Consider the following 17929-nt stretch of genomic DNA (forward strand, 5'->3'; position numbering starts at 1 on the left):
GTCAGGCTCCGTCCACGGGCAGGGAGACGGTGAAGGTGCTGCCCCGGCCGGGCTCGCTGGCCAGGTCGAGGCTTCCGCCGAGCAGCGTCACCAGTCGTCGCGCGTACGGCAGGCCGAGGCCGGTGCCGCCGACCCGGGTCTTGCCGGGGACCTGGTAGAACTCCTCGAAGATCCGCTCGTGCAGCTCCGCCGGGATGCCGGGGCCGGTGTCGGAGACGGTGAGCTGCCACCGGTCGCCCCGGCGCTCCGCCCGCAGCCGGACCTCGCCGCGCTCGGTGAACTTCAGCCCGTTGTGCAGCAGGTTGCGCAGCACCTGGGCGAGCAGCACCTCGTCGGTACGCAGGACGGCCGGGGCCGGCGGCTCCTCCACCACCAGCTCCACCTCGGGCCGGGTGGCCAACGCGCGCAGCGTGCCCCGCAACTGCCCGAAGACGGGTCGCAGGTCCACCTCGGCCCAGTCCGGCTCGATCCGCCCGGACTCGGCCTTCGCGAGGTCGAGCAGCTCGTTGACCAGCCCCAGCAGGTCGGCCGCCGAGGAGCGGATCAGCCCCACCTGGCGGGCCTGCTCGGCGGTGAGCGGGTCGGAGGAGGAGTCGGCAAGCAGGCGACCCAGCCCGATGATCGCGGTGACCGGGGCGCGCAGCTCGTGGCTGACGTTGGCGAGGAACCGGCTCTTGGACTCGCTGGCCGCGCGGAGCTGGGCAGACTTCTCGTCCAGCTCGCCGTAGAGGGCGACCACGCCGCGGTTGGTCTCCTCCAGCTCCTCGGTGAGCTGGTTGTAGAGCGCCATGACGCCCCGGTTGGTCTCGGCCAGCTCCTCGTTCAGCACGGCCAGCTCGTCACGCTGGCTGCGTACCTCGTCGAGGGCGGCGATGAGCTGCTGGTTCTGGGCGGTCAGCTCGTCGAGGGCGCTGCCCGGCGCGTTCTCCCCGAGTGCGGTACGCAGCTCGGCGAGACGCTCCGGGGTCAGCGCCTGCGCATTGACCGGGACACGTCGGGACATCCTCACGACCGTATCCCTCTCTCCCACCACCATGTCCAGCCTGTCCACGAGTCGTGCCACCGCCCCGGACCGCGGGTCGTACCGTTCCCTCGGAAGAGGACCGACCGGGGCGAGGTCGACCCGGAGGTGCTGCCGACCGTCGTCGGCGGCGGTCACCGCGAACGTCACGTCCGCCCCGCCGACGGCGTGCAGCAGGTCCCGGGCCACCTCGCTGAGCGCGGTGGCGATGCGGACCTGGTCCTGGTGTTCCAGTCCGACGGCGGCGGCCACCTCGCGGCCGCGCTGCCGGACCAGGAAGATGTCGTGCTCGACCCGCAACGCCATCGTCAGCAGGGACACCGGGGGCGTGGTCACGACGCCGCCCGGGCGACCAGGACGCAGGCGTCGTCCCGGCGGGTGCCGGAGTCGCGCAGCAGGGTCGCGGCCACCACCAGGGGCGACCGGTCGGGCAGGCCCGGGTACTCGTCGAGCCGCCAACGGTCGACCACCCCGTCGCTGTGCATGACGAGGAGGGCGTCCGGCCCGAAGGGGTAGTCGTACTCGCGTACCGACGGCCGCTGGTGCCCGGCGATGCCGGGCAGCGACACCAGGCCCTTGCGGCGGCCCTCGCGGTCGACGACGGCGCCGGAGATGTTGCCGATACCGGCGTAGTGCAGCTGAGCCGTCGCCGGGTCCGGCTCGGCGACGGCGAGCGCCGCGCCGCGGGTGTGCGACATCGCCCGGTGCAGGTGCCCGACCACGGTGGCCGGGGGCCCGGCCGGTGCCCGCCGGAACGCGTCCAGGGCGGCGTCGGTGGCGGCGGCGGCGAGCGAGCCGTGCCCGAGGCCGTCGCAGACCAGCAGCTGTCGCCGGCCCTCGACGGTCCGCCAGGCGTAGCCGTCCCCGCTGACCGTCTCCCCGGTGATCGGCCGGGTCAGCGCGCCGACCCACGGCTGCTCGACGTCGTCCCCCGGCCAGACCTGGACGGCGAGGACGGTGCCCTTCCCCGGCCGGGAGTACCCGTCGAACCAGCTGGCCTGGCGGGTGATCGCCCCGAGGCCGATGCCGAGGGTGCCGGTGGTGGAGTGCCCGTCGCGGGAGGAGACAGTCAGGTCGGCCATCCCCGGGCCCGAGTCGATGGCGACCAGTTCCACCCCGGCCTCCGCCTCGCGGCGTACCGGGCGGAGCAGCAGCACGCCGTCCTCGGCGTGCTTGACCAGGTTGCTGGTGAGTTCGGCGGCGACGATCGCCAGGTCGGCGGTACGGGCGTCGCCGAGCCCGAGCTGGGCGCCGAGCCGCTCGGCGGCCCGGCGGACGGCGCTGGCCGTGCTGCCGGCCTCGACGCGGAACCAGATTCCGCGGTCGGGGACCGGTTCTTCGTTCATCGGGACCACTTGGTGACCGTGATGCGGGTTCCCTCACCCACAGCGGTCCAGATGTCGAACTCGTCGACGAGGCGGCGGGCGCCGCTGAGCCCGAGGCCGAGTCCCCCGCCGGTGGTGTAGCCGTCGGTCAGGGCCAGGTCGAGGTCGGCGATGCCGGGTCCGGAGTCGGCGAAGACGATCCGTACGCCGCGCCGCCGTCCGTTGTCGACGGTGGTCACCTCGACGGTGCCGCCGCCGCCGTACACGAGGGTGTTGCGGGCCAGTTCGCTCGCCGCGGTGACCAGCTTCGTCTGGTCGACGAGGGAGAGCCGGACGGCGACCGCGACGGTACGCACCAGCTGCCGGACCCGCACCACGTCCTCGTCGCTGCGGATCGCCTGCGCCTGCGGCTGGCCCACGTCGACGCCGGCGGTCACGGTGTCGCCGTCTCGGCGTCCGGTTCGTCGTCGAACTCCTCGTGCTCGTCGGCGCGGGCCGCCGCGATGAGCTCCATGCCCCGCTCGACGTTCAGTGCGGTACGGATGCCGTTGAGCGACAGGCCCAGCTCGACCAGCGTGATGGCGACGGCGGGGCGCATGCCGACGACCACCGTCTCGGCGTCCAGCACCTTGGAGATGGACGCGATGGTGGAGAGCATCCGGCCGACGAACGAGTCGACGATGTCCAGGGCGGTGATGTCGATGATGACGCCGTGACAGCCGGTGTCGACGATCCGCTCGGCCAGGTCCTCCTGGAGCTGGAGAGCGGTCTGGTCGGACATGTCGACCTGGATGGAGACGAGCAGGATGTCGCCGATCTTGAGGATCGGCACCCGGTCCATCAGCGCTCCCGGCGCGTCTGGCGGCGGGCGGTCTCCACGCCGGTGAGGCGCAGCACGTGCCGCAGGGCGTCGGCGAGGCTGGCCTTGGTGGCGATGTCACCGAACTCGATGCCCAGGGCCACGATCGTCTGCGCGATCTGTGGCCGGATGCCGGAGATGATGCAGTCGGCACCCATCAGCCGGGCGGCCACGACGGTCTTGAGGATGTGCTGGGCGACCTGGGTGTCGACCGCCGGCACACCGGTGATGTCGATGATCGCGTACGGGGAGCTGGTGTCGACGAGGGTCTGCAGCAGCCGCTCCATCACGACCTGGGCGCGGGCCGAGTCGAGGGTCCCGACGAGGGGGACGGCGACCACGCCCTCCCAGAGCTTCACGACCGGGGTGGAGAGTTCGAGGAGCTGCTCCGCCTGGTCGGCGATGAGGCTCTCCCGGGTCCGCACGTAGGTCTCGAAGGTGAACAGGCCCATCTGGTCGACGAGGCGGGAGTAGGCGACGTAGTCGCGCAGGGTGCCCGCCCCGCTGTCCGCCTCCATCACCTCCAGCAGCACGTCCTTGAGGGCGAAGACGCTGGTGGCGGTCTCGGTGGCGGAGAAGCCCTGCCGGGCGCGGCCGCGGGACAGGTCGGCGAGGACGGCACGCAGCTCTGCGGCGTTCTCGGCGTCGAGGTGCAGCAGGCCCTGCTCGGCGGTGGCGACCATGCCGCGGTGCAGGTCCTCCACCTGGCGGCGGAGTTCCGCCTGGCTGAGACGCCCGCGCAGGGACGCCCCGGCGATCTCGGTCCACCGGGAAACGACCCGGTCCGTGTGGCTGGTCAGCAAGGCCGCCAGTCGACCGCTCTCATCGGCGCTCAGCGCCATGTCAGACCCCCTCGACCTGGAACCGGGCGGACTCTATCACCGGGTGCCCGAGAACTACTTGCCACGTGGCAAAGGAATGATGACGCCCACCGGATCCCACCTCCCGTTCTGCGTACCACCCCCATCGTGGGATACCGTTTCACCGATAACTTGGAGGTCTGGCGAATGTCCTTGACGGTGCACACGGAACAGCGCGGCGACGTCGTCGTCGTGTCGGTCGCAGGCGAGCTGGACATGGCGACCGCACCGCAGTTGCAGGACCAGATCACCGACCTGCTGGACAAGGGTCGGAGCCGACTGGTCTTCGACCTGGCGGACGTGTCGTTCTGCGACTCGACCGGCCTCTCCGTCTTCGTTCGCGCCAAGAACAGCTGCGACGAGGCCGGGGGTGTGGTGCGGCTGGCCGCGCCGCAGCGTGGAGTGCTGCGCATCCTGGAGGTCAGTGGCCTGGTCGAGGTGCTGCACACCTATCCGACGGTCGAGCAGGCCGTCGCGGGCGAACCCACGCCGGCCTCGTCCTGATCCGTCCTCTCACCGCCCGTCCTCGATGTACCGGGGACGGGCGATGACCATTCCCGCTCCGGTCTGCACCGCCAGGGCCGCCAGCAGGAACCCGATCGGCGCGGTCCAGCCCCCGGTCGCCTCGTAGAGCACGCCGACCAGCAGCGGCCCGAGGGCCGCGATGACGTACCCGGTGCTCTGCGCGAACGCCGACAGCGCCACCGTCCCGTCCGCCGTGCGGGCGCGCAGTCCGATGGTGGTGAGGATCAGCGGGAACGCACCCTGTCCGATCGCCAGCAGGGCCACCCAGAGCAGCGCGCCGTCGTGTGGCGCCAGCGCCAGGCCCAGGTAGGCGAGGCTGGAGGCGGTGGTGAGCCCGAACACCAGCGGACGCAGCGTGCGCAGTCGGCCGGCCAGCGTCGGCATGAGCAGCGCGATCGGCACGCCGAGCGCGGTCACCCCGGCGAGCAGCAGACCGGCCGTCTCGGGTCGGTAGCCGGCGTCCCGGAAGAGCTGGGCCAGCCAGCCCATGATCGCGTACCCGCTGAGCGACTGCGCGCCGAAGTACACCGCCATGGCCCAGCCGAGCCGGGTGCGCCCGGGTCGGATCCGCACCCGGGGAGCGGCGGCGGCCGTCCGGGTCGCCCGCCGCGCCGCGGCCCGGGCCCGGAGCGCCAGCGGCACCCACGGGAGTACGGCCACCGCGGCGAGCCCGGCCCAGACCCCGAGCCCGGCCCGCCAGGACCCGAAGGCATGGGCGATGGGCACCGCCGAGGCGGCGGCCGCCGTCGTGCCCACGGTCAACGCCATCGTGTACGCCCCGGTGACGAGCCCGGTGCGGTGCGGGAAGTGCTGCTTGACCAGCATCGGCAGCAGGATGTTTGCCACCGCGATACCGGCGAGCGCCAGCGCGCTGGTGAGCACGAAGACGAGCGGGGAGTCGGTGAGGACCCGCAGCACCTGACCGACGGCCAGGGCGAACATGGCGACCACCAGCACCCGGGCCGGCGCGTACCGGCGGACCAGCCACGGGGTGAGCGCGCCCAGCCCGGCGAACGCGATGGTCGGCAGGGTGGTGACGAAGCCGGCCATCGTCGCGGACAGCCCCAGCCCACCCCGCACCTCGTCGAGAAGGGCACCAAGGCTGGTGACAGCGGCCCGCAGGTTCACCGCGACCAGCAACATCCCCACCAACACGAGCGCCCCCGCGCCCGCCCCCGCACCCGCAGTTTCACGGAAAGAGTGGCCATCGGTGCCTCCGTGGCCACTCTTTCCGTGAAACTGCGCGGTTCGCCCGGAGGGGGTGGGGGTGGGGGGTGGCGGGGTCATGAGGTCGAACCTACAATCATGGGATGAATTTCCGGCAGGGGTTGTAACCAGTGCCACCGACCACTGATTCCGCGCCCGTACCTCCGCGCGGGCAGCGGGTGCGGGAGACGACCGCCCAGCTCCGGGAGCGGATTCTCGGCGGCGAGTGGCCGGTCGGCGGGCGTATCCCCACCGAACCGCAACTGGTCGCCGCCCTCGGGGTGGGCCGCAACACCGTCCGCGAGGCGGTCCGCGCACTGGTGCACGCCGGGGTGCTGGAGTGCCGGCAGGGCTCCGGGACGTACGTGGTGTCGACCGACGAACTGGCCCCCGTGGTGGCCCGTCGGCTCACCGACGACCGGATGACCGAGGTCGTCGAGGTGCGGCGCGCCTTCGAGGTGGAGGCCGCCCGGCTGGCCGCGCTGCGGCGTACGCCCGAGGACCTGGCGGCGCTCGACGCGGCGCTCGCCGACCGGGAGGCCGCGTGGCGCGGTGGCCGGGTCGACGAGTTCGTCGAGGCCGACGCCGCGCTGCACACGGCGGTGGTCGCCGCCGCGCACAACGGCATGCTCGCCGAGCTGTACGCCTCCGTCGGCACCGCCCTGCGCAGCACCGTGGCGCAGGCGATGGGCGGTGCGTTGGAGCCCGAGCGCCACGTCGACCACTCCCGGCTGGTGGACGCGATCCGTGCCGGCGACCCGGAGCGCGCGGCAATCGAGGCCGGCGCTTTTCTGGAGCCCCCTTCCGGGGCATAGGTTGTGCCGGACACAGAACCGGACACCTCGGGAGTACGGATGCTCAAGGGCTTCAAAGACTTCATCTTGCGCGGGAATGTCGTCGACCTCGCGGTCGGTATCGTCATCGGCGCCGCGTTCACCGGCCTGGTCACGGCCTTCACCAACTCGTTCCTGAAGCCGATCATCAAGCTCATCGGGGGCGGCGCAGGGGACTTCGCCGGCGCCTGGAAGGTCAGCGAGGACAACTTCATCACCTGGGCGGAGTTCGTCAACGCGCTGATCACGTTCCTGCTGACCGCCGCGGTGCTGTACTTCCTCGTGGTCTTCCCCATGAACAAGCTCGCCGAGCGTCGGCACCGGGGCGAGGAACCGCCGCCGAAGGCGCCGAGCGAAGAGGTCAAGCTGCTCACCGAGATCCGGGACGCGCTCGTCGCCGCCGGCCACTCCACCCCCGGTCAGCAGCGCGGCGCTCTGGACGACGTACTCGGCCGGCGGCAGGAACCGCCCACGAAGTACTGAACCCGGCACACGCACATCGGCCCTCGCGGGAATCCCGCGGGGGCCGCACCTTTTCGTACGCGTGTTCGATAGAGTCCCCGCCATGGAGCAGCGAAAGCACTGGTGGAACGGGAAATGGGGACGACTGGCGCGGCGGGACGTGTTCCTCCGCACCGACGCCGACCGGTGGTACGTCGAGCAGCGGGCGGGCGGCTCGGAGGGCGTCTCCCAGTTCTACGAGTACGACAGTGCGGACGAGGCCGAGGAGACGATCCGGGCGTTGCTCCAGGGCACCGACACGTGGCGCGAGCTGTCTCCGCGCCCGCCGTCCGGCTGGTCGAACCCCTCTGGCGTTTAGGGACGCGGCGGGTCGGGAACCGCGATCGCATGAGCCAGCAGGACACCGCCGTATCCCGGGTGACCACCGGCATGCCCGTGACGGACTCGACCGGCGTCGGGATCGGCACGGTGGATCTCGTGCAGCGGGGTGACCCGAACGCGGTGACCGTGCAGGCGCCGGCCGCCGACCCGGGCAGTAGCCTGGACGAGCTGATCGAGTCGACCGCCGTGGGGGAACCGGACGTACCCGCCGACCTGGCGGCCCGGCTGCTGCACGGCGGCTACCTGAAGGTCTCCACCGAGCTGGTGCCCACCGGCGCGGTCTACGTGCCGGCCGACCGGATCGCCGTCGTGGACGGTAACCAGGTCCACCTCGACGTTCCCCTCGACAAACTCCCCGCCGAGGAGTGACGGCTTCACGATCACGCTAAGTCGCGGAAGTAGTGGCCTCCGCGCGCCGGGAGGCCACTACTTCCCTGTTCGAGCGTGATCTTCGACAGCCGCCCGCGCGGGCGGCGCGTCGGGCGGTGCGGGCGGGGTGGCGCGGCGGCGGAGGAGCAGGAGCAGCAGCCCGCCGGCGACCAGGCCCCAGAAGGCCCCGCCGATGCCGAGCAGGCTCACCCCGGAGGCGGTGACCACGAAGGTCACCACGGCGGCCTCGCGGGCGTCGGGCTCGGCGAGCGCGGCGGTGAGCGCGGTCGCCAACGCGCCGAGCAGGGCCAGTCCGGCGACCGCCTCGATCAGTACGGGTGGGGCGAGCGCGACCAGCGCGGTGGCCGCCCCGGCGCCGAAGCCGAGCAGGGCGAGCCCGAGTCCGGCGGTGACCGAGGCGATCCAGCGGCGGTCGGGGTCCGGGTGGGCGTCCGGCCCGGCGGCCAGCGCGGCGGTGATCGCGGCCAGGTTGACCGCGTGGCCGCCGGCGGGCGCGGCGAGCACGCTGGCCAGTCCGGTGGCCCGCAGCGCGGCACCGAACGGCGGCCGGTAGCCGTAGCCGACCAGCACCGCCATCCCCGGCACGTTCTGCGCGGCCATGGTGACCAGGAACAGCGGCAGTGCCAGACCGACCAGCGCGGACGCCTCCCACGCCGGTGTGGTGAGGGCGAACGCCGGCCGCAGGCCCACGTCGCGGAGGGCTCCGGCGGGGGTGGTCGCCGCGATGGCCACCACCGCGACGGCGAGCGCGCCCGGCACCGCCCACCGCCGCGCGAACCGGTACAGCAGCAGCCAGGCGACCACCACCGGCGCGGCCAGCCGGGGCACGTCGACGAGGGCCCGGACCGGCGCGGTGCACAGCGGCAGCAGGACACCGGCGAGCATCGCCCCGGCGATGGGCTTCGGGATGGCGGCGACCGCCCGGCCGAGTGGCGGTACCAGCCCGGCGGCGACGATCAGCAGGCCGGCGACGAGGAACGCCCCGACGGCGACGGGCCACCCGCCGGGTACCGCGCCGGTGGCGACGAGCAGCGCCGCACCGGGGGTGGACCAGGCGACGCTCATCGGCAGCCGGTGTCGCAGGCCCAGCCAGACGGCCGAGGCGCCGGACGCCACGCAGAGCGCGAGCAGTCCGGAGGCCGCCTGCGCGTCGGTGGCGCCGACGGCCCGCAGGCCGGCGAGCACGACGGTGAAGGAACTCGCGAAGCCGACCAGCGCCGTGACCGCGCCGGCCAGCAACGGTTGGGTACGCCCGGCCATCCTGTCTCCCCCGGTCCACGTCACCGTTCCGTTCCGTTTACGGAACGGTGGTCGTGTAGCACGATAGCGGTGTGCCGCAGCCGTCACCAGGTCGTCGTACCGATGCCTCCGAGTCGTCGCCGCGCGGGCCCGGCGCGGTCGGGCGGCGGGTGCGCGCCCTGCGCGAGGACCGCGGCCTGTCGCTGTCCGCGCTGGCGCGGCGCGCCGGCGTCGGCAAGGCCACCCTTTCGGGCCTGGAGAACGGCACCCGCAACCCGACGCTGGAGACGCTCTACGCGATCACCGCGCAGCTCGGCGTGCCGCTGGCCGCCGTGCTCTCCGGCCCGTCCGAGGAGCCGACGGTACGCGGCGCGGCGGTCCACGCCACGCTGCTGGAGGTCTTCGAGGACGCCGACGCCACGTACGAGCTGTACCGGATGCTGGTCACACCGGGCCCGGGACAGCTCTCCCCGGCACATCAACCCGGCGTCACCGAACATGTCACCGTGTTCGCCGGCGTGCTGCGGGCCGGTCCGGTCGACGCGCCACTGACCGCCGCCGCGGGTGAGCACCTGCGGTGGGCCTCGGACGTGCCGCACCGGTACGCCGCCGTCGGCGACGGTGACGTTCACGCCAGCCTGCTCATCCGCTACCCACGGTGACATCCCTCCCCCGTCGGGCACAGTGGACGGCAATGTTCGGCAACCTCGTCGGTGGTGTGAAGAGACGCGGGCGGGGTGTTCTTGGCAAGCTTGTCCCCATGACGCTCATCCTCCGCTCGGCCATCCTCAACGACATCGGCCTGGTCCGGACAAACAACGAGGATTCCGCCCTCGCCGGTGACCGCCTCGTCGCGGTCGCGGACGGCATGGGCGGGCTGCCCGCAGGCGAGGTGGCCAGCGAGATCGTCATCCGCATCCTGGACGAGCTGACCCCACCGACCGCCGCCGACGAGGCCGCCGACGCGCTGCGCGCGGTGGTCAGCACCGCCAACCAGCGCATCTCTGCCGCCATCACCGTCGACCCCGCCCGCGAGGGCATGGGTACGACGCTGACCGCGGCCCTCCTCGCCGGAGACACGCTGGTGCTGGCCCAGGTCGGTGACTCACGCTGCTACCTGCTGCGGGACGGGGACCTGACCCAGCTCACCCGGGACGACACCTTCGTCCAGGCGCTGGTCGACCAGGGCGCGCTGTCACCGGAGCAGGCGCGGCACCACCCGCAGCGATCCCTGGTGACCCGGGCGGTGCAGGGCGTCGACGCGCCGCCCGCGGTCGGGGTGCTCACCGTCGTGGCCGGGGACCGAATCCTGCTGTGCAGCGACGGGCTGTCCGACTACGTCGAGCACGACGCGATCGGGCAGACGCTGGCCCACTACGGCGACCGGCAGCTCTGCGGCGAGCAGTTGGTCAAGCTCGCCCACCAGGCCGGTGCGCCGGACAACGTCACCGTGGTGGTCTCAGACGTCACCGAGGTCTGATCCGACCGGCCGGCGGCCCCAACCCGGTTGCGGCCGACGCCGGGCCGGGTTGGGATGAACGGATGACCATCCGCCGGGTGCACGCCGAGGAACGCCTCACCACCAGCTTCCCACTCCAGGCGTACGCCTTCGAGTCGTCGCCGATCACCGCGACCCGGGCGGACGAGTTCCGTGCGTACCTGCCCTACAACGAGTGCAACCGGACCCTTGTCGTCGAGGAGGGCGGTGAGACACGGGCCGCCGCGTCGGCGATCCCGATGCGGCAGAACCTCCGGGGTCGGGTGCAGACCATGGCGGGCGTCGCCGGTGTCGCCACGCACCCCCTCGCCCGCCGGCAGGGGCACGTCCGTACCCTGCTGCGGCAGCTCCTCGACGAGATGCGCGACGAGGGCCACCCGCTGACCGCGCTGTGGCCGTTCCGGCCGTCGTTCTACGAGCGCTTCGGCTACGTCGGGCTGCCCATGGCGCGTACCGCCACGTTCGCAGTCGCGGACCTGGCCCCGCTGCTCCGGGCCGAGCTGCCCGGCGAGGTGGTGTGGGAGCGCATCGGCACCGGCTACCCGACCTGGCGCGGGTTCACCGAGCGCTGCCTGCGCGAGCGGCACGGCTTCGCGATCTTCCCCGACTACCGGGCGGTGGCCCTGCGCGACCGCGACGAGCGCTGGCTGCTGACCGCGCGTGCCGGCGGGACGGTGACCGGGGCCGTGACGTACCGGATCGACGACCACGGCGGCACACTGATCGCCGACGACCTGCTGGTCACCGACCCGTACGCGCGGACGCTGCTGTTGCAGTTCCTCGCCCGCCACATCGACCAGGTCGCCACGGTACGGGTGCGGCTCCCGGTCGACGAGTTGCCGGAGCTGTGGCTCACCGACCTCGACGTGCAGGTGGAGGCCCGGGTCGCCCGCCCCGGCTCCTCGGCGCCCATGGCCCGGCTGCTCTCGATGGACGCGCTGGCCGGCCTGCCCGTCGGCCCCGGCCGGGTGCGCGTGGAGCTGACCGGCGACCGCTGGCTCGCCGGCTCGTACCTGTTGGACGGCACCACCGGAACGCTGGACCTGACGACCGGGCCGGCCGCCACCGCCGGTGCCCCGCCGGCCGCCACGCTGACCGCCGCCGGGCTCTCCGCCCTGGCGTACGGGGTGCTCGACCCGGTGGAGGTGTCCCTGCGCGGGCTGGGCGACCTGCCGGTGGAGGCGGGGGCGGAGCTGCGGAAACTCTTCCCGCGCCAGCTGCCGTACCTGTTCGCCGACTTCTGAGACCGGCTGCCACCTTAGAAACGTCTTAACTGTCCGGTCCCCGGTCGGTCCCGACCCCTACCATCACGGGGTGCATCTGAAGTCCGCCGCCGTCCTGGCCGCCCTCACCGTCGCCGTCGCCGCACTGCCCGCCTGTGGATCGTCCGAGCCTCCCACGGCGGCCCCGGTCGCCGACACGTCCACGGTGTCCGTCGCGCCGTCCGCCCCCGGTGCGGCGCTCGCTCCGGCAGCCCGCTCCGGTCTCGGCGGCCCCGGCCGCAGCGCCAGCCCGAAGCCCTCCGCGGCCCCGGCCGGCGCCGCCCCGAAGGCCGGCAACCCGAACGGCGGCACCAGCGTGCCGGCCGACGCCCGCGCGGTGGACACCTCGAAGCCGACCCGCACCATCGGCACCGGCACCCCGGCGAGCTGCACCTCCGCTGCGGTCGTCAAGGCCGTCGCGGCCGGCGGTATCATCACGTTCAACTGTGGACCGGCGCCGGTCACCATCAAGATGACCGCCACCGCCAAGGTCCGCAACGCCAACGGCCCGAAGGTCGTGCTGGACGGCGGCGGCAAGGTCACGTTGAGCGGCCAGGGGCAGCGCCGGATCCTCTACATGAACACCTGCGACGGCGCGCAGGGCTGGACCACCTCGCACTGCCAGAACCAGGACCACCCGCAGCTCACCGTGCAGAACCTCACGTTCGTCGAGGGCAACTCGACCGGCGACGAGAGCGAGGGCGGCGGCGGTGGCGCGATCTTCGTACGCGGTGGCCGGTTCAAGATCGTCAACTCGACGTTCCTCCGCAACCGCTGCGACCGTACCGGCCCCGACCTGGGTGGCGCGGCCGTCCGGGTGCTGAGCCAGTACGAGAACAAGCCGGTGTACGTCGTGAACAGCACCTTCACCGGCGGCTCCTGCTCCAACGGCGGCGCGTTGAGCAGCATCGGCGTCTCCTGGGTGGTGCTGAACAGCGTCCTGCGCGACAACGAGGCGATCGGCACCGGCGCCAACCCGGCGAAGGCCGGCACGCCGGGCGGCGGCAGCGGCGGCGCGATCTACTGCGACGGCAACGAGTTCACCGTGCGGCTCGCCGGCACGATCATCGAGAACAACAAGGCCAACGAGGGCGGCGGCGCGGTCTTCTTCGTCAGCAACAACCGCACCGGGACGATGACGATCGAGAAGTCCACGCTCCGGCGCAACCCGAGCGGGCAGTTCGAGACCCAGGGCTACCCCGGCATCTTCTTCCTCGGCGCCCGCAACCCCACCGTCTCCGGCTCGACGCTGCGCTGACCTCAGTAGGGGTTGCCGTGGCCCGGGAACGGCGTGGTCACCCGCAGGCCGCCGGCCATCGGCGGGGTCCGGGTGTCGGCACCGTGCGCCATGCCGGCGAACAGCTCCTTCAGCGCGGCCAGGGCGTCGACGCGCGGCTGCCAACCCAGCTCGGTCTCGGCCCGCTCGCTGGACATCAGCGGCGCGTTCAGGGCCAGCTGCACCCAGCCCGCGTCGATCGGCTGCAACCGGGCGTACCAGGTCAGCGCGGCGGCGGTCCGGAGCACCGGGCCGGCCACCGGCACCGTCCACCCGTGGAAGTGCCGGGCCACCAGCTCCGGGGTCAGCACCGGGTCCGCCGCCAGGTTGAAGGCACCGCGCGCATCACCCAGGACCGCCCGGGCGTACGCGTCGGCGACGTCGTCGGTGTGCACCGCCTGCATGCGCAGCCGCCGGTTGGTCGGTACCAGCGGGATCCGGCCGAAGCGGAGCAGCCGCACCGGCACGAACGGGCCGAGGAAGTACCGGGTGATCTCGGTGGCCGCCGCCCGCTGGAAGTTCAGACCGGGACGCATCCGCACCACCCGCAACTCCGGGTGCTCCCGTTCGGCGAGGTCGAGCATCGCCTCCACCTCGGCCTTGTCCCGGCTGTACGACGAGCCGGGCACCCCGGTCGCCGGCCACCGCTCGCTCACCGGGTGGTCCTTCGGGCCGGGGGCGTACGTGCCGACCGACGACGCGTACACCAGGGCCGGCACCTTCGCCCGAACCACCGCGTCGACCACCGCGCGGCTGCCGCCGACGTTGGTCCGGTGCAGCACGCGCTGGTCGTGGCTGGGCTGGATCTGCCAGGCCAGGTGCACGACCGCGTCGGCCCCGGCGAAGACCTCGGTGAGCTGGTCGGCCGCCCCGGGCTTCCCGATGTCGCAGGAGTGCCACTCCACCTGGTCGTACGGCTCACCGGCGTCCGGGCCGGGCAGCCGCCGCGCCACCCCGGCCAGGTCGACGCCCTGTTCCCGGCGCAGCCGCCGCAACAGGGCGGTACCGGCGTTGCCGCTCGCTCCCACGACCACGATCCGCATGCCCGACCCGTACCCGGTCAGCCGTCCTCCAATCCCGCCGTCAGGGGCGGGGTGCGTTCCGGACCCAGCGCTTCTCGCCCGGACGCCGGCCGCTGGTGGCGGCCAGGCAGCGGGGACAGATCCAGCCCACCGGGTCGGCCTCGGTGAGCACGTCGGTGCCCGTGTAGTCGAACCGCACGTGGGGAAAGCGGCGCAGCCGGGTACGGCTCAGCGGCAGCCCGCAGACGGTCTGGTTCTGCCCGGGCAACCAGGCGTGCACCTCGCCGCCCGGTTCGCGTACGCCGTCGGGCCCGGTCTCCTCGCTCGACGCCGCCACGGCCGGGGTGCTGCTCATCCTCATGCCCGCACGGTTCCCCGAGCCGGCGCGGCCATGCCTGCCGCCCCTTACCGCTCGGAGATGCGCCAGGTCCGCGTCGCCGGGTCCCAGGCCACCCTGGCGCCGGGCCGGTCAGCCTTGTCGACGATCTGCTCCAGGTCACCGAGCGCGCGCAGCGCCTCGTCGGTCGCATCGGTACGGATATGCAGCTTGAGACCGCTGCGACCGGGGTCCTCGATGACGAGCAGGCTGCTCGACTGCTCCTGTGCGGCGCGCCGACGCCCGCGCGAGGCGACCAGCCGCCGCAGCAACCCGCGCACACCGTCGTAGGTGTCCTCGGCGGCCCGCGCGAGAAGCGCCTGGAGGAAGGGCACGACGCCTGCGGTGATCACCACGGCGGCGGCCACTGTCAGCTCACTACCAGGGGCGTTACGAACAGGTTCCGGTGGCGACGGCGGGAGCGGTCGGAGCTGGGCCTGCTGTCGACGTTCGCGATCGGCGTCCTCCGTCCGGCCGCGACGCTCCAGGAAGGCGAGCAGGTCCGCTTCACCGAGTGGGTTGGCCCGCAGCCACCGCTCGGCCTCCTCGTGCCGCTCCCCGCGTTCGAGGAGAAGACCCAGCCGTACCGTGGCGAACTCCGCTCCGGCCCTGACCGCCTGGAGGTAGCGCTCCTCGGCGGCGGCCGGATCACCACAGCGGTCCTCGAAATCACCCAGCGACGCCAGCGCGTGGCCGTCCCCGGTCGCGGCGGCCCGCTCGTACCACGGACGCGCCTCCGCCACCCGACCCTGCTCGACGAGTTCCCGGCCGAGCTGCTGCCAGTCGAAGGCCGGCGTGTAGGAGAGCCGGTCGTACCAGCGCTCGGCCTCGTCGTGGCGACCCCCCATCGCCAGCTGCTGGGCGAGCTGGAGAATCGCCGACGGGTCTCCCGCCTCGGCCTTCCTCGGCATCATCCGCCGATAGCAGGCTTCGGCCTCGGCTCGCCGTCCCTGCCGGACGTAGAAGCCCCACAGTCGCTCACACGCCTGGAGATCATCGCTGTCGGCCGCCCGCGTGAGCCACCGCTCTTCCTCATTGGTCTGCCCGCGTTGCGCGGCGAACTGGGCGCTGAGCAGCAGGGCCCTCAGGTGACCCGACTCGGCCGCCCGCCGCAGCCAGGCCGCACCCTCGTCGATGCGTACGCGGTACGACGGCGGCATCCCCAGCTCCTGCGCCACTGTGTAGTCGGCGACGAGAAGGTCGCCCAGGTCCGCCATCGCGTCCAGGTCACCGCTTCTGGCGGCTGTGCGCAGTGCCGGCTCGTCACTCATCCAGACTCCTCGCTCCGCCTCGCGGTCGTCTTAGTATCCGGGGCTGTGTCACGCGAGAACAGTCGGCTTGTCGTCAGCCCCTGCCGTGCCGGCGCTGGCTTCGCGTCCGGTCCTGGAGCCTTGCCCGGTGGGCGTTCTGCTTGTCCGACGCATGGTCGACGGGCGGTGAGTGGGGCTGCGGGGGTGGGCCTCAGCGACGCCGTGGCTCGGAAGCCGTTCAGGTACCCTGAGCAGCGCGGGCCGCTAGCTCAATGGCAGAGCTGTGGACTTTTAATCCATAGGTTCAGGGTTCGAGTCCCTGGCGGCCCACTCTTCCGCAGGTCAACGAGCCCTTCACGGGTCTCTCGTCTTGGTGCGCGTGGCCGCCGTTGCGGTGCAGAAGTCCGTGACCAGCTCCAGTTCCACGCCCCCGACGCACGCGGCACCCGCGGTCCCGGCCGATCCGATGGCACGCCTGACAGGCGTGATCGATCCCGTTCGGTCAGCCGCGAAGGTAGGTGAGAACGGCCGACACCCGGCGGTCCGAGTGCGGGTCGAGCGGGAGCTTGGCGAAGATGTTGCCGATGTGCTTGCGCACCGCGGCCTCGCTGACGAACAGCTTGCCGGCAATCGCGTGGTTGGTGTGGCCTTCGGCCATGAGCGCCAGCACCTCCCGTTCGCGTTCGGTGAGGCCGGCGAGCGGACCGTCGGTCTGCCGGCGGACGACGAGCTGGCGGACGACCTCGGCGTCGATGACCGTGCCGCCCGCGGCGACACGGTCGACGCTGTCGAGGAAGTCGCGTACGTGACCGACCCGGTCCTTGAGCAGATAGCCGATGCCGCCGCCGGGGGCGGAGTCGAGCAGCTCGCCGACGTAGGCGTCGGCGACATAGGCGGACAGCAGCAGGATCGCGATGCCGGGATGGGCGGCTCGGATGGTGGCCGCCGCGCGCAGGCCCTCGTCGGTGTGGGTGGGTGGCATGCGAATGTCGGTGACGACGAGGTCGGGGCGGCAGTTGGCCGCGTACGTGAGCAGGGCCTGCGCGTCTGCGACGGCCGCGACGATGTCGTGGCCAGCGCGTTCGAGGATTCGCACCAACCCTTCGCGGAGCAGGGCCGCGTCCTCGGCGACCACGATGCGCAGTGCCTTCGGCTGCGGCGTCAGTGGATTGGGCACGTCATCCTCACCTGGGTCGGGCCGCCGGCGGGGCTGGTGATGTGCAGGTCGCCGTCGAGGGCGTCGAGCCGGGCGCGCAGTCCGGCGAGGCCGGTGCCGGCCTGCGGGTCAGCGCCGCCGACGCCGTCGTCGACCACCGAGACGATCAGTGCGTGGTCCTCGGTCCACGCGTGCACCTGTGCCGATCGGGCCCGGGCGTGGCGGGCGACGTTGGTGAGGTTTTCGCTGACGAAGAAGTAGGCCGCGGCCTCGACGGCCGGGGGGAGCCGGCCGTCGAGGGCGAGATCGAGGTGGACCGGGACCGGTGACCGACCGGCGATCTCGTGCACGGCCGCGGCGAGACCATGGTCGGTCAGTACCTGGGGGTGGATGCCCCGGATCGTGGTGCGCAGGTCGGCGAGGGCCTGCTCGGCCTGCTGATGGGCCTCGCGCACGAGGTCGAGGCCGGGGCCGTCGGTCAGGTCCAGTTCGGCGCTGCCCAGTGTCATGGTCAGCGCGACGAGGCGCTGTTGGACGCCGTCGTGGAGATCGCGCTCGATCCGGCGGCGTTCGGTTTCGAACGCGTCGACCAGCCCGCTTCGGGAGCGGCGCAGCTGCTGGACCGCTTCGGCCAGTTGGGCTTCGGGCGGGTCCAGCAGGTGCCGCACCAGGGCCGCCTGGCCGCAGGCCAGCGCGGTGACCGCGTACGCCAGCAGGACGAGTGTGAGGATGCCGGCGGGCACCGCCAACCACGCCTCACCGGTGTTGTCCACCCGCCACCCGGCGATTTCGACCATGTCGTGACGGACCAGCACAGGAGCGAGGATCAGCATGACCGAAGCCGTCAGCAGCACCACCACCGCGGCGTCCACGAGCCAGAACAGCGTCACCAGCAGGACCGTGACGCCCGCCTCCGGCCAGGCCACGCGGCCATGTTCCGGATCGCGCGGCGCAGGTAACCGGCTCACCGGCCGCCCGGGAAAGATCA

At 72.7% G+C, this 17929-nt stretch carries 21 protein-coding genes and 1 tRNA gene; 10 read left to right on the forward strand and 12 right to left on the reverse strand.

All coding sequences use genetic code 11. The annotated features are described in order from the left end of the window. Position 1 precedes the first annotated feature (1 nt). From ACTMSW_RS17970 to ACTMSW_RS17990, 5 genes are read right to left on the reverse strand one after another with little or no spacing between them, the layout of a single operon-like run. Positions 2 to 1327 carry an ATP-binding protein gene (locus tag ACTMSW_RS17970; protein ID WP_441181782.1) on the reverse strand — a complete coding sequence of 442 codons (1326 nt, stop codon included), beginning with the start codon at positions 1325 to 1327 and terminating at the stop codon, positions 2 to 4. Positions 1328 to 1353: 26 nt separating this feature from the next. Further along, entirely contained in the window at positions 1354 to 2367 is a 1014-nt protein-coding gene (locus ACTMSW_RS17975) for a SpoIIE family protein phosphatase (protein ID WP_441181751.1), read from the reverse strand. Further along, positions 2364 to 2783, reverse strand: coding sequence for an ATP-binding protein (locus ACTMSW_RS17980; protein ID WP_441181752.1), 420 nt, complete (start codon positions 2781 to 2783; stop codon positions 2364 to 2366). The genes ACTMSW_RS17975 and ACTMSW_RS17980 overlap by 4 nt, the downstream gene beginning before the upstream one ends. Further along, positions 2780 to 3187 (reverse strand): STAS domain-containing protein, encoded by a 408-nt coding sequence (locus tag ACTMSW_RS17985; protein WP_441181753.1) that lies wholly within the window; start codon positions 3185 to 3187, stop codon positions 2780 to 2782. Before ACTMSW_RS17985 ends, ACTMSW_RS17980 begins: the two co-directional genes overlap by 4 nt. Then, positions 3187 to 4047, reverse strand: a complete 861-nt coding sequence (locus tag ACTMSW_RS17990; protein ID WP_441181754.1) for an STAS domain-containing protein — start codon at positions 4045 to 4047, stop codon at positions 3187 to 3189. Before ACTMSW_RS17990 ends, ACTMSW_RS17985 begins: the two co-directional genes overlap by 1 nt. A 165-nt stretch (positions 4048 to 4212) precedes the next feature. On the opposite strand from ACTMSW_RS17990, the gene ACTMSW_RS17995 reads away from it, so the two are divergent. Next, positions 4213 to 4569: an STAS domain-containing protein gene (locus tag ACTMSW_RS17995; protein WP_357030889.1), complete on the forward strand. Its 357-nt coding sequence runs from the start codon at positions 4213 to 4215 to the stop codon at positions 4567 to 4569. Between the two features lie 9 nt (positions 4570 to 4578). Here ACTMSW_RS17995 and ACTMSW_RS18000 read toward each other — a convergent pair whose 3' ends face one another. After that, positions 4579 to 5733 carry an MFS transporter gene (locus tag ACTMSW_RS18000; RefSeq protein WP_441181783.1) on the reverse strand — a complete coding sequence of 385 codons (1155 nt, stop codon included), beginning with the start codon at positions 5731 to 5733 and terminating at the stop codon, positions 4579 to 4581. 194 nt (positions 5734 to 5927) lie between these two features. On the opposite strand from ACTMSW_RS18000, the gene ACTMSW_RS18005 reads away from it, so the two are divergent. From ACTMSW_RS18005 to ACTMSW_RS18020, 4 genes are all read left to right on the forward strand, one after another. Next, complete coding sequence (locus ACTMSW_RS18005; RefSeq protein WP_441181755.1) at positions 5928 to 6611, forward strand: FadR/GntR family transcriptional regulator; 684 nt, start codon at positions 5928 to 5930, stop codon at positions 6609 to 6611. A 39-nt stretch (positions 6612 to 6650) separates the two neighbouring features. Beyond that, the gene (gene mscL / locus ACTMSW_RS18010) at positions 6651 to 7112 is read left to right on the forward strand and encodes a large conductance mechanosensitive channel protein MscL (RefSeq protein ID WP_441181756.1); all 462 of its coding nucleotides are present in this window, start codon (positions 6651 to 6653) and stop codon (positions 7110 to 7112) included. 82 nt (positions 7113 to 7194) lie between these two features. Continuing rightward, a complete protein-coding gene (locus tag ACTMSW_RS18015) occupies positions 7195 to 7449 on the forward strand; it encodes a hypothetical protein (protein ID WP_441181757.1) in 255 nt (84 codons plus the stop codon). Positions 7450 to 7478: 29 nt separating this feature from the next. Continuing rightward, positions 7479 to 7841: a hypothetical protein gene (locus tag ACTMSW_RS18020; RefSeq protein WP_441181758.1), complete on the forward strand. Its 363-nt coding sequence runs from the start codon at positions 7479 to 7481 to the stop codon at positions 7839 to 7841. A gap of 57 nt (positions 7842 to 7898) precedes the next feature. Here ACTMSW_RS18020 and ACTMSW_RS18025 read toward each other — a convergent pair whose 3' ends face one another. Further along, the gene (locus tag ACTMSW_RS18025) at positions 7899 to 9122 is read right to left on the reverse strand and encodes a benzoate/H(+) symporter BenE family transporter (RefSeq protein WP_441181759.1); all 1224 of its coding nucleotides are present in this window, start codon (positions 9120 to 9122) and stop codon (positions 7899 to 7901) included. A gap of 71 nt (positions 9123 to 9193) precedes the next feature. Between ACTMSW_RS18025 and ACTMSW_RS18030 the strand changes: the two genes are divergently transcribed. From ACTMSW_RS18030 to ACTMSW_RS18045, 4 genes are all read left to right on the forward strand, one after another. Then, positions 9194 to 9763, forward strand: coding sequence for a helix-turn-helix domain-containing protein (locus ACTMSW_RS18030; RefSeq protein ID WP_441181760.1), 570 nt, complete (start codon positions 9194 to 9196; stop codon positions 9761 to 9763). 98 nt (positions 9764 to 9861) lie between these two features. Continuing rightward, positions 9862 to 10581 carry a PP2C family protein-serine/threonine phosphatase gene (locus ACTMSW_RS18035; protein ID WP_441181761.1) on the forward strand — a complete coding sequence of 240 codons (720 nt, stop codon included), beginning with the start codon at positions 9862 to 9864 and terminating at the stop codon, positions 10579 to 10581. 62 nt (positions 10582 to 10643) lie between these two features. Beyond that, on the forward strand, positions 10644 to 11843 hold the full coding sequence (locus ACTMSW_RS18040) for a GNAT family N-acetyltransferase (protein ID WP_441181762.1): 1200 nt from the start codon (positions 10644 to 10646) through the stop codon (positions 11841 to 11843). Between the two features lie 76 nt (positions 11844 to 11919). After that, positions 11920 to 13119 (forward strand): hypothetical protein, encoded by a 1200-nt coding sequence (locus tag ACTMSW_RS18045; protein WP_441181784.1) that lies wholly within the window; start codon positions 11920 to 11922, stop codon positions 13117 to 13119. A gap of 2 nt (positions 13120 to 13121) precedes the next feature. Here the strand turns inward: ACTMSW_RS18045 and ACTMSW_RS18050 are convergent, their stop codons facing one another. Genes ACTMSW_RS18050 through ACTMSW_RS18060 form a run of 3 tightly spaced genes read right to left on the reverse strand, consistent with a single transcriptional unit; the run spans position 13122 to position 15806 of the window. Then, the gene (locus ACTMSW_RS18050; protein WP_441181763.1) at positions 13122 to 14180 is read right to left on the reverse strand and encodes an NAD-dependent epimerase/dehydratase family protein; all 1059 of its coding nucleotides are present in this window, start codon (positions 14178 to 14180) and stop codon (positions 13122 to 13124) included. A gap of 40 nt (positions 14181 to 14220) precedes the next feature. Further along, positions 14221 to 14520 (reverse strand): hypothetical protein, encoded by a 300-nt coding sequence (locus ACTMSW_RS18055; RefSeq protein ID WP_441181764.1) that lies wholly within the window; start codon positions 14518 to 14520, stop codon positions 14221 to 14223. A 44-nt stretch (positions 14521 to 14564) separates the two neighbouring features. Continuing rightward, positions 14565 to 15806 carry a tetratricopeptide repeat protein gene (locus ACTMSW_RS18060; protein WP_441181765.1) on the reverse strand — a complete coding sequence of 414 codons (1242 nt, stop codon included), beginning with the start codon at positions 15804 to 15806 and terminating at the stop codon, positions 14565 to 14567. A gap of 237 nt (positions 15807 to 16043) precedes the next feature. On the opposite strand from ACTMSW_RS18060, the gene ACTMSW_RS18065 reads away from it, so the two are divergent. After that, positions 16044 to 16115: transfer RNA gene (locus ACTMSW_RS18065), tRNA-Lys, on the forward strand. A 172-nt stretch (positions 16116 to 16287) separates the two neighbouring features. Here the strand turns inward: ACTMSW_RS18065 and ACTMSW_RS18070 are convergent. Both ACTMSW_RS18070 and ACTMSW_RS18075 read right to left on the reverse strand, forming a co-directional pair. Beyond that, positions 16288 to 16929, reverse strand: a complete 642-nt coding sequence (locus ACTMSW_RS18070; protein ID WP_441181785.1) for a response regulator — start codon at positions 16927 to 16929, stop codon at positions 16288 to 16290. 17 nt (positions 16930 to 16946) lie between these two features. Beyond that, positions 16947 to 17929 (reverse strand): histidine kinase (locus ACTMSW_RS18075; RefSeq protein WP_441181766.1); only part of this gene is annotated, 983 nt, incomplete at its 5' end.

It is taken from the genome of Micromonospora sp. BQ11 (assembly GCF_052068135.1).
Taxonomy (GTDB): Bacteria; Actinomycetota; Actinomycetes; order Mycobacteriales; family Micromonosporaceae; genus Micromonospora.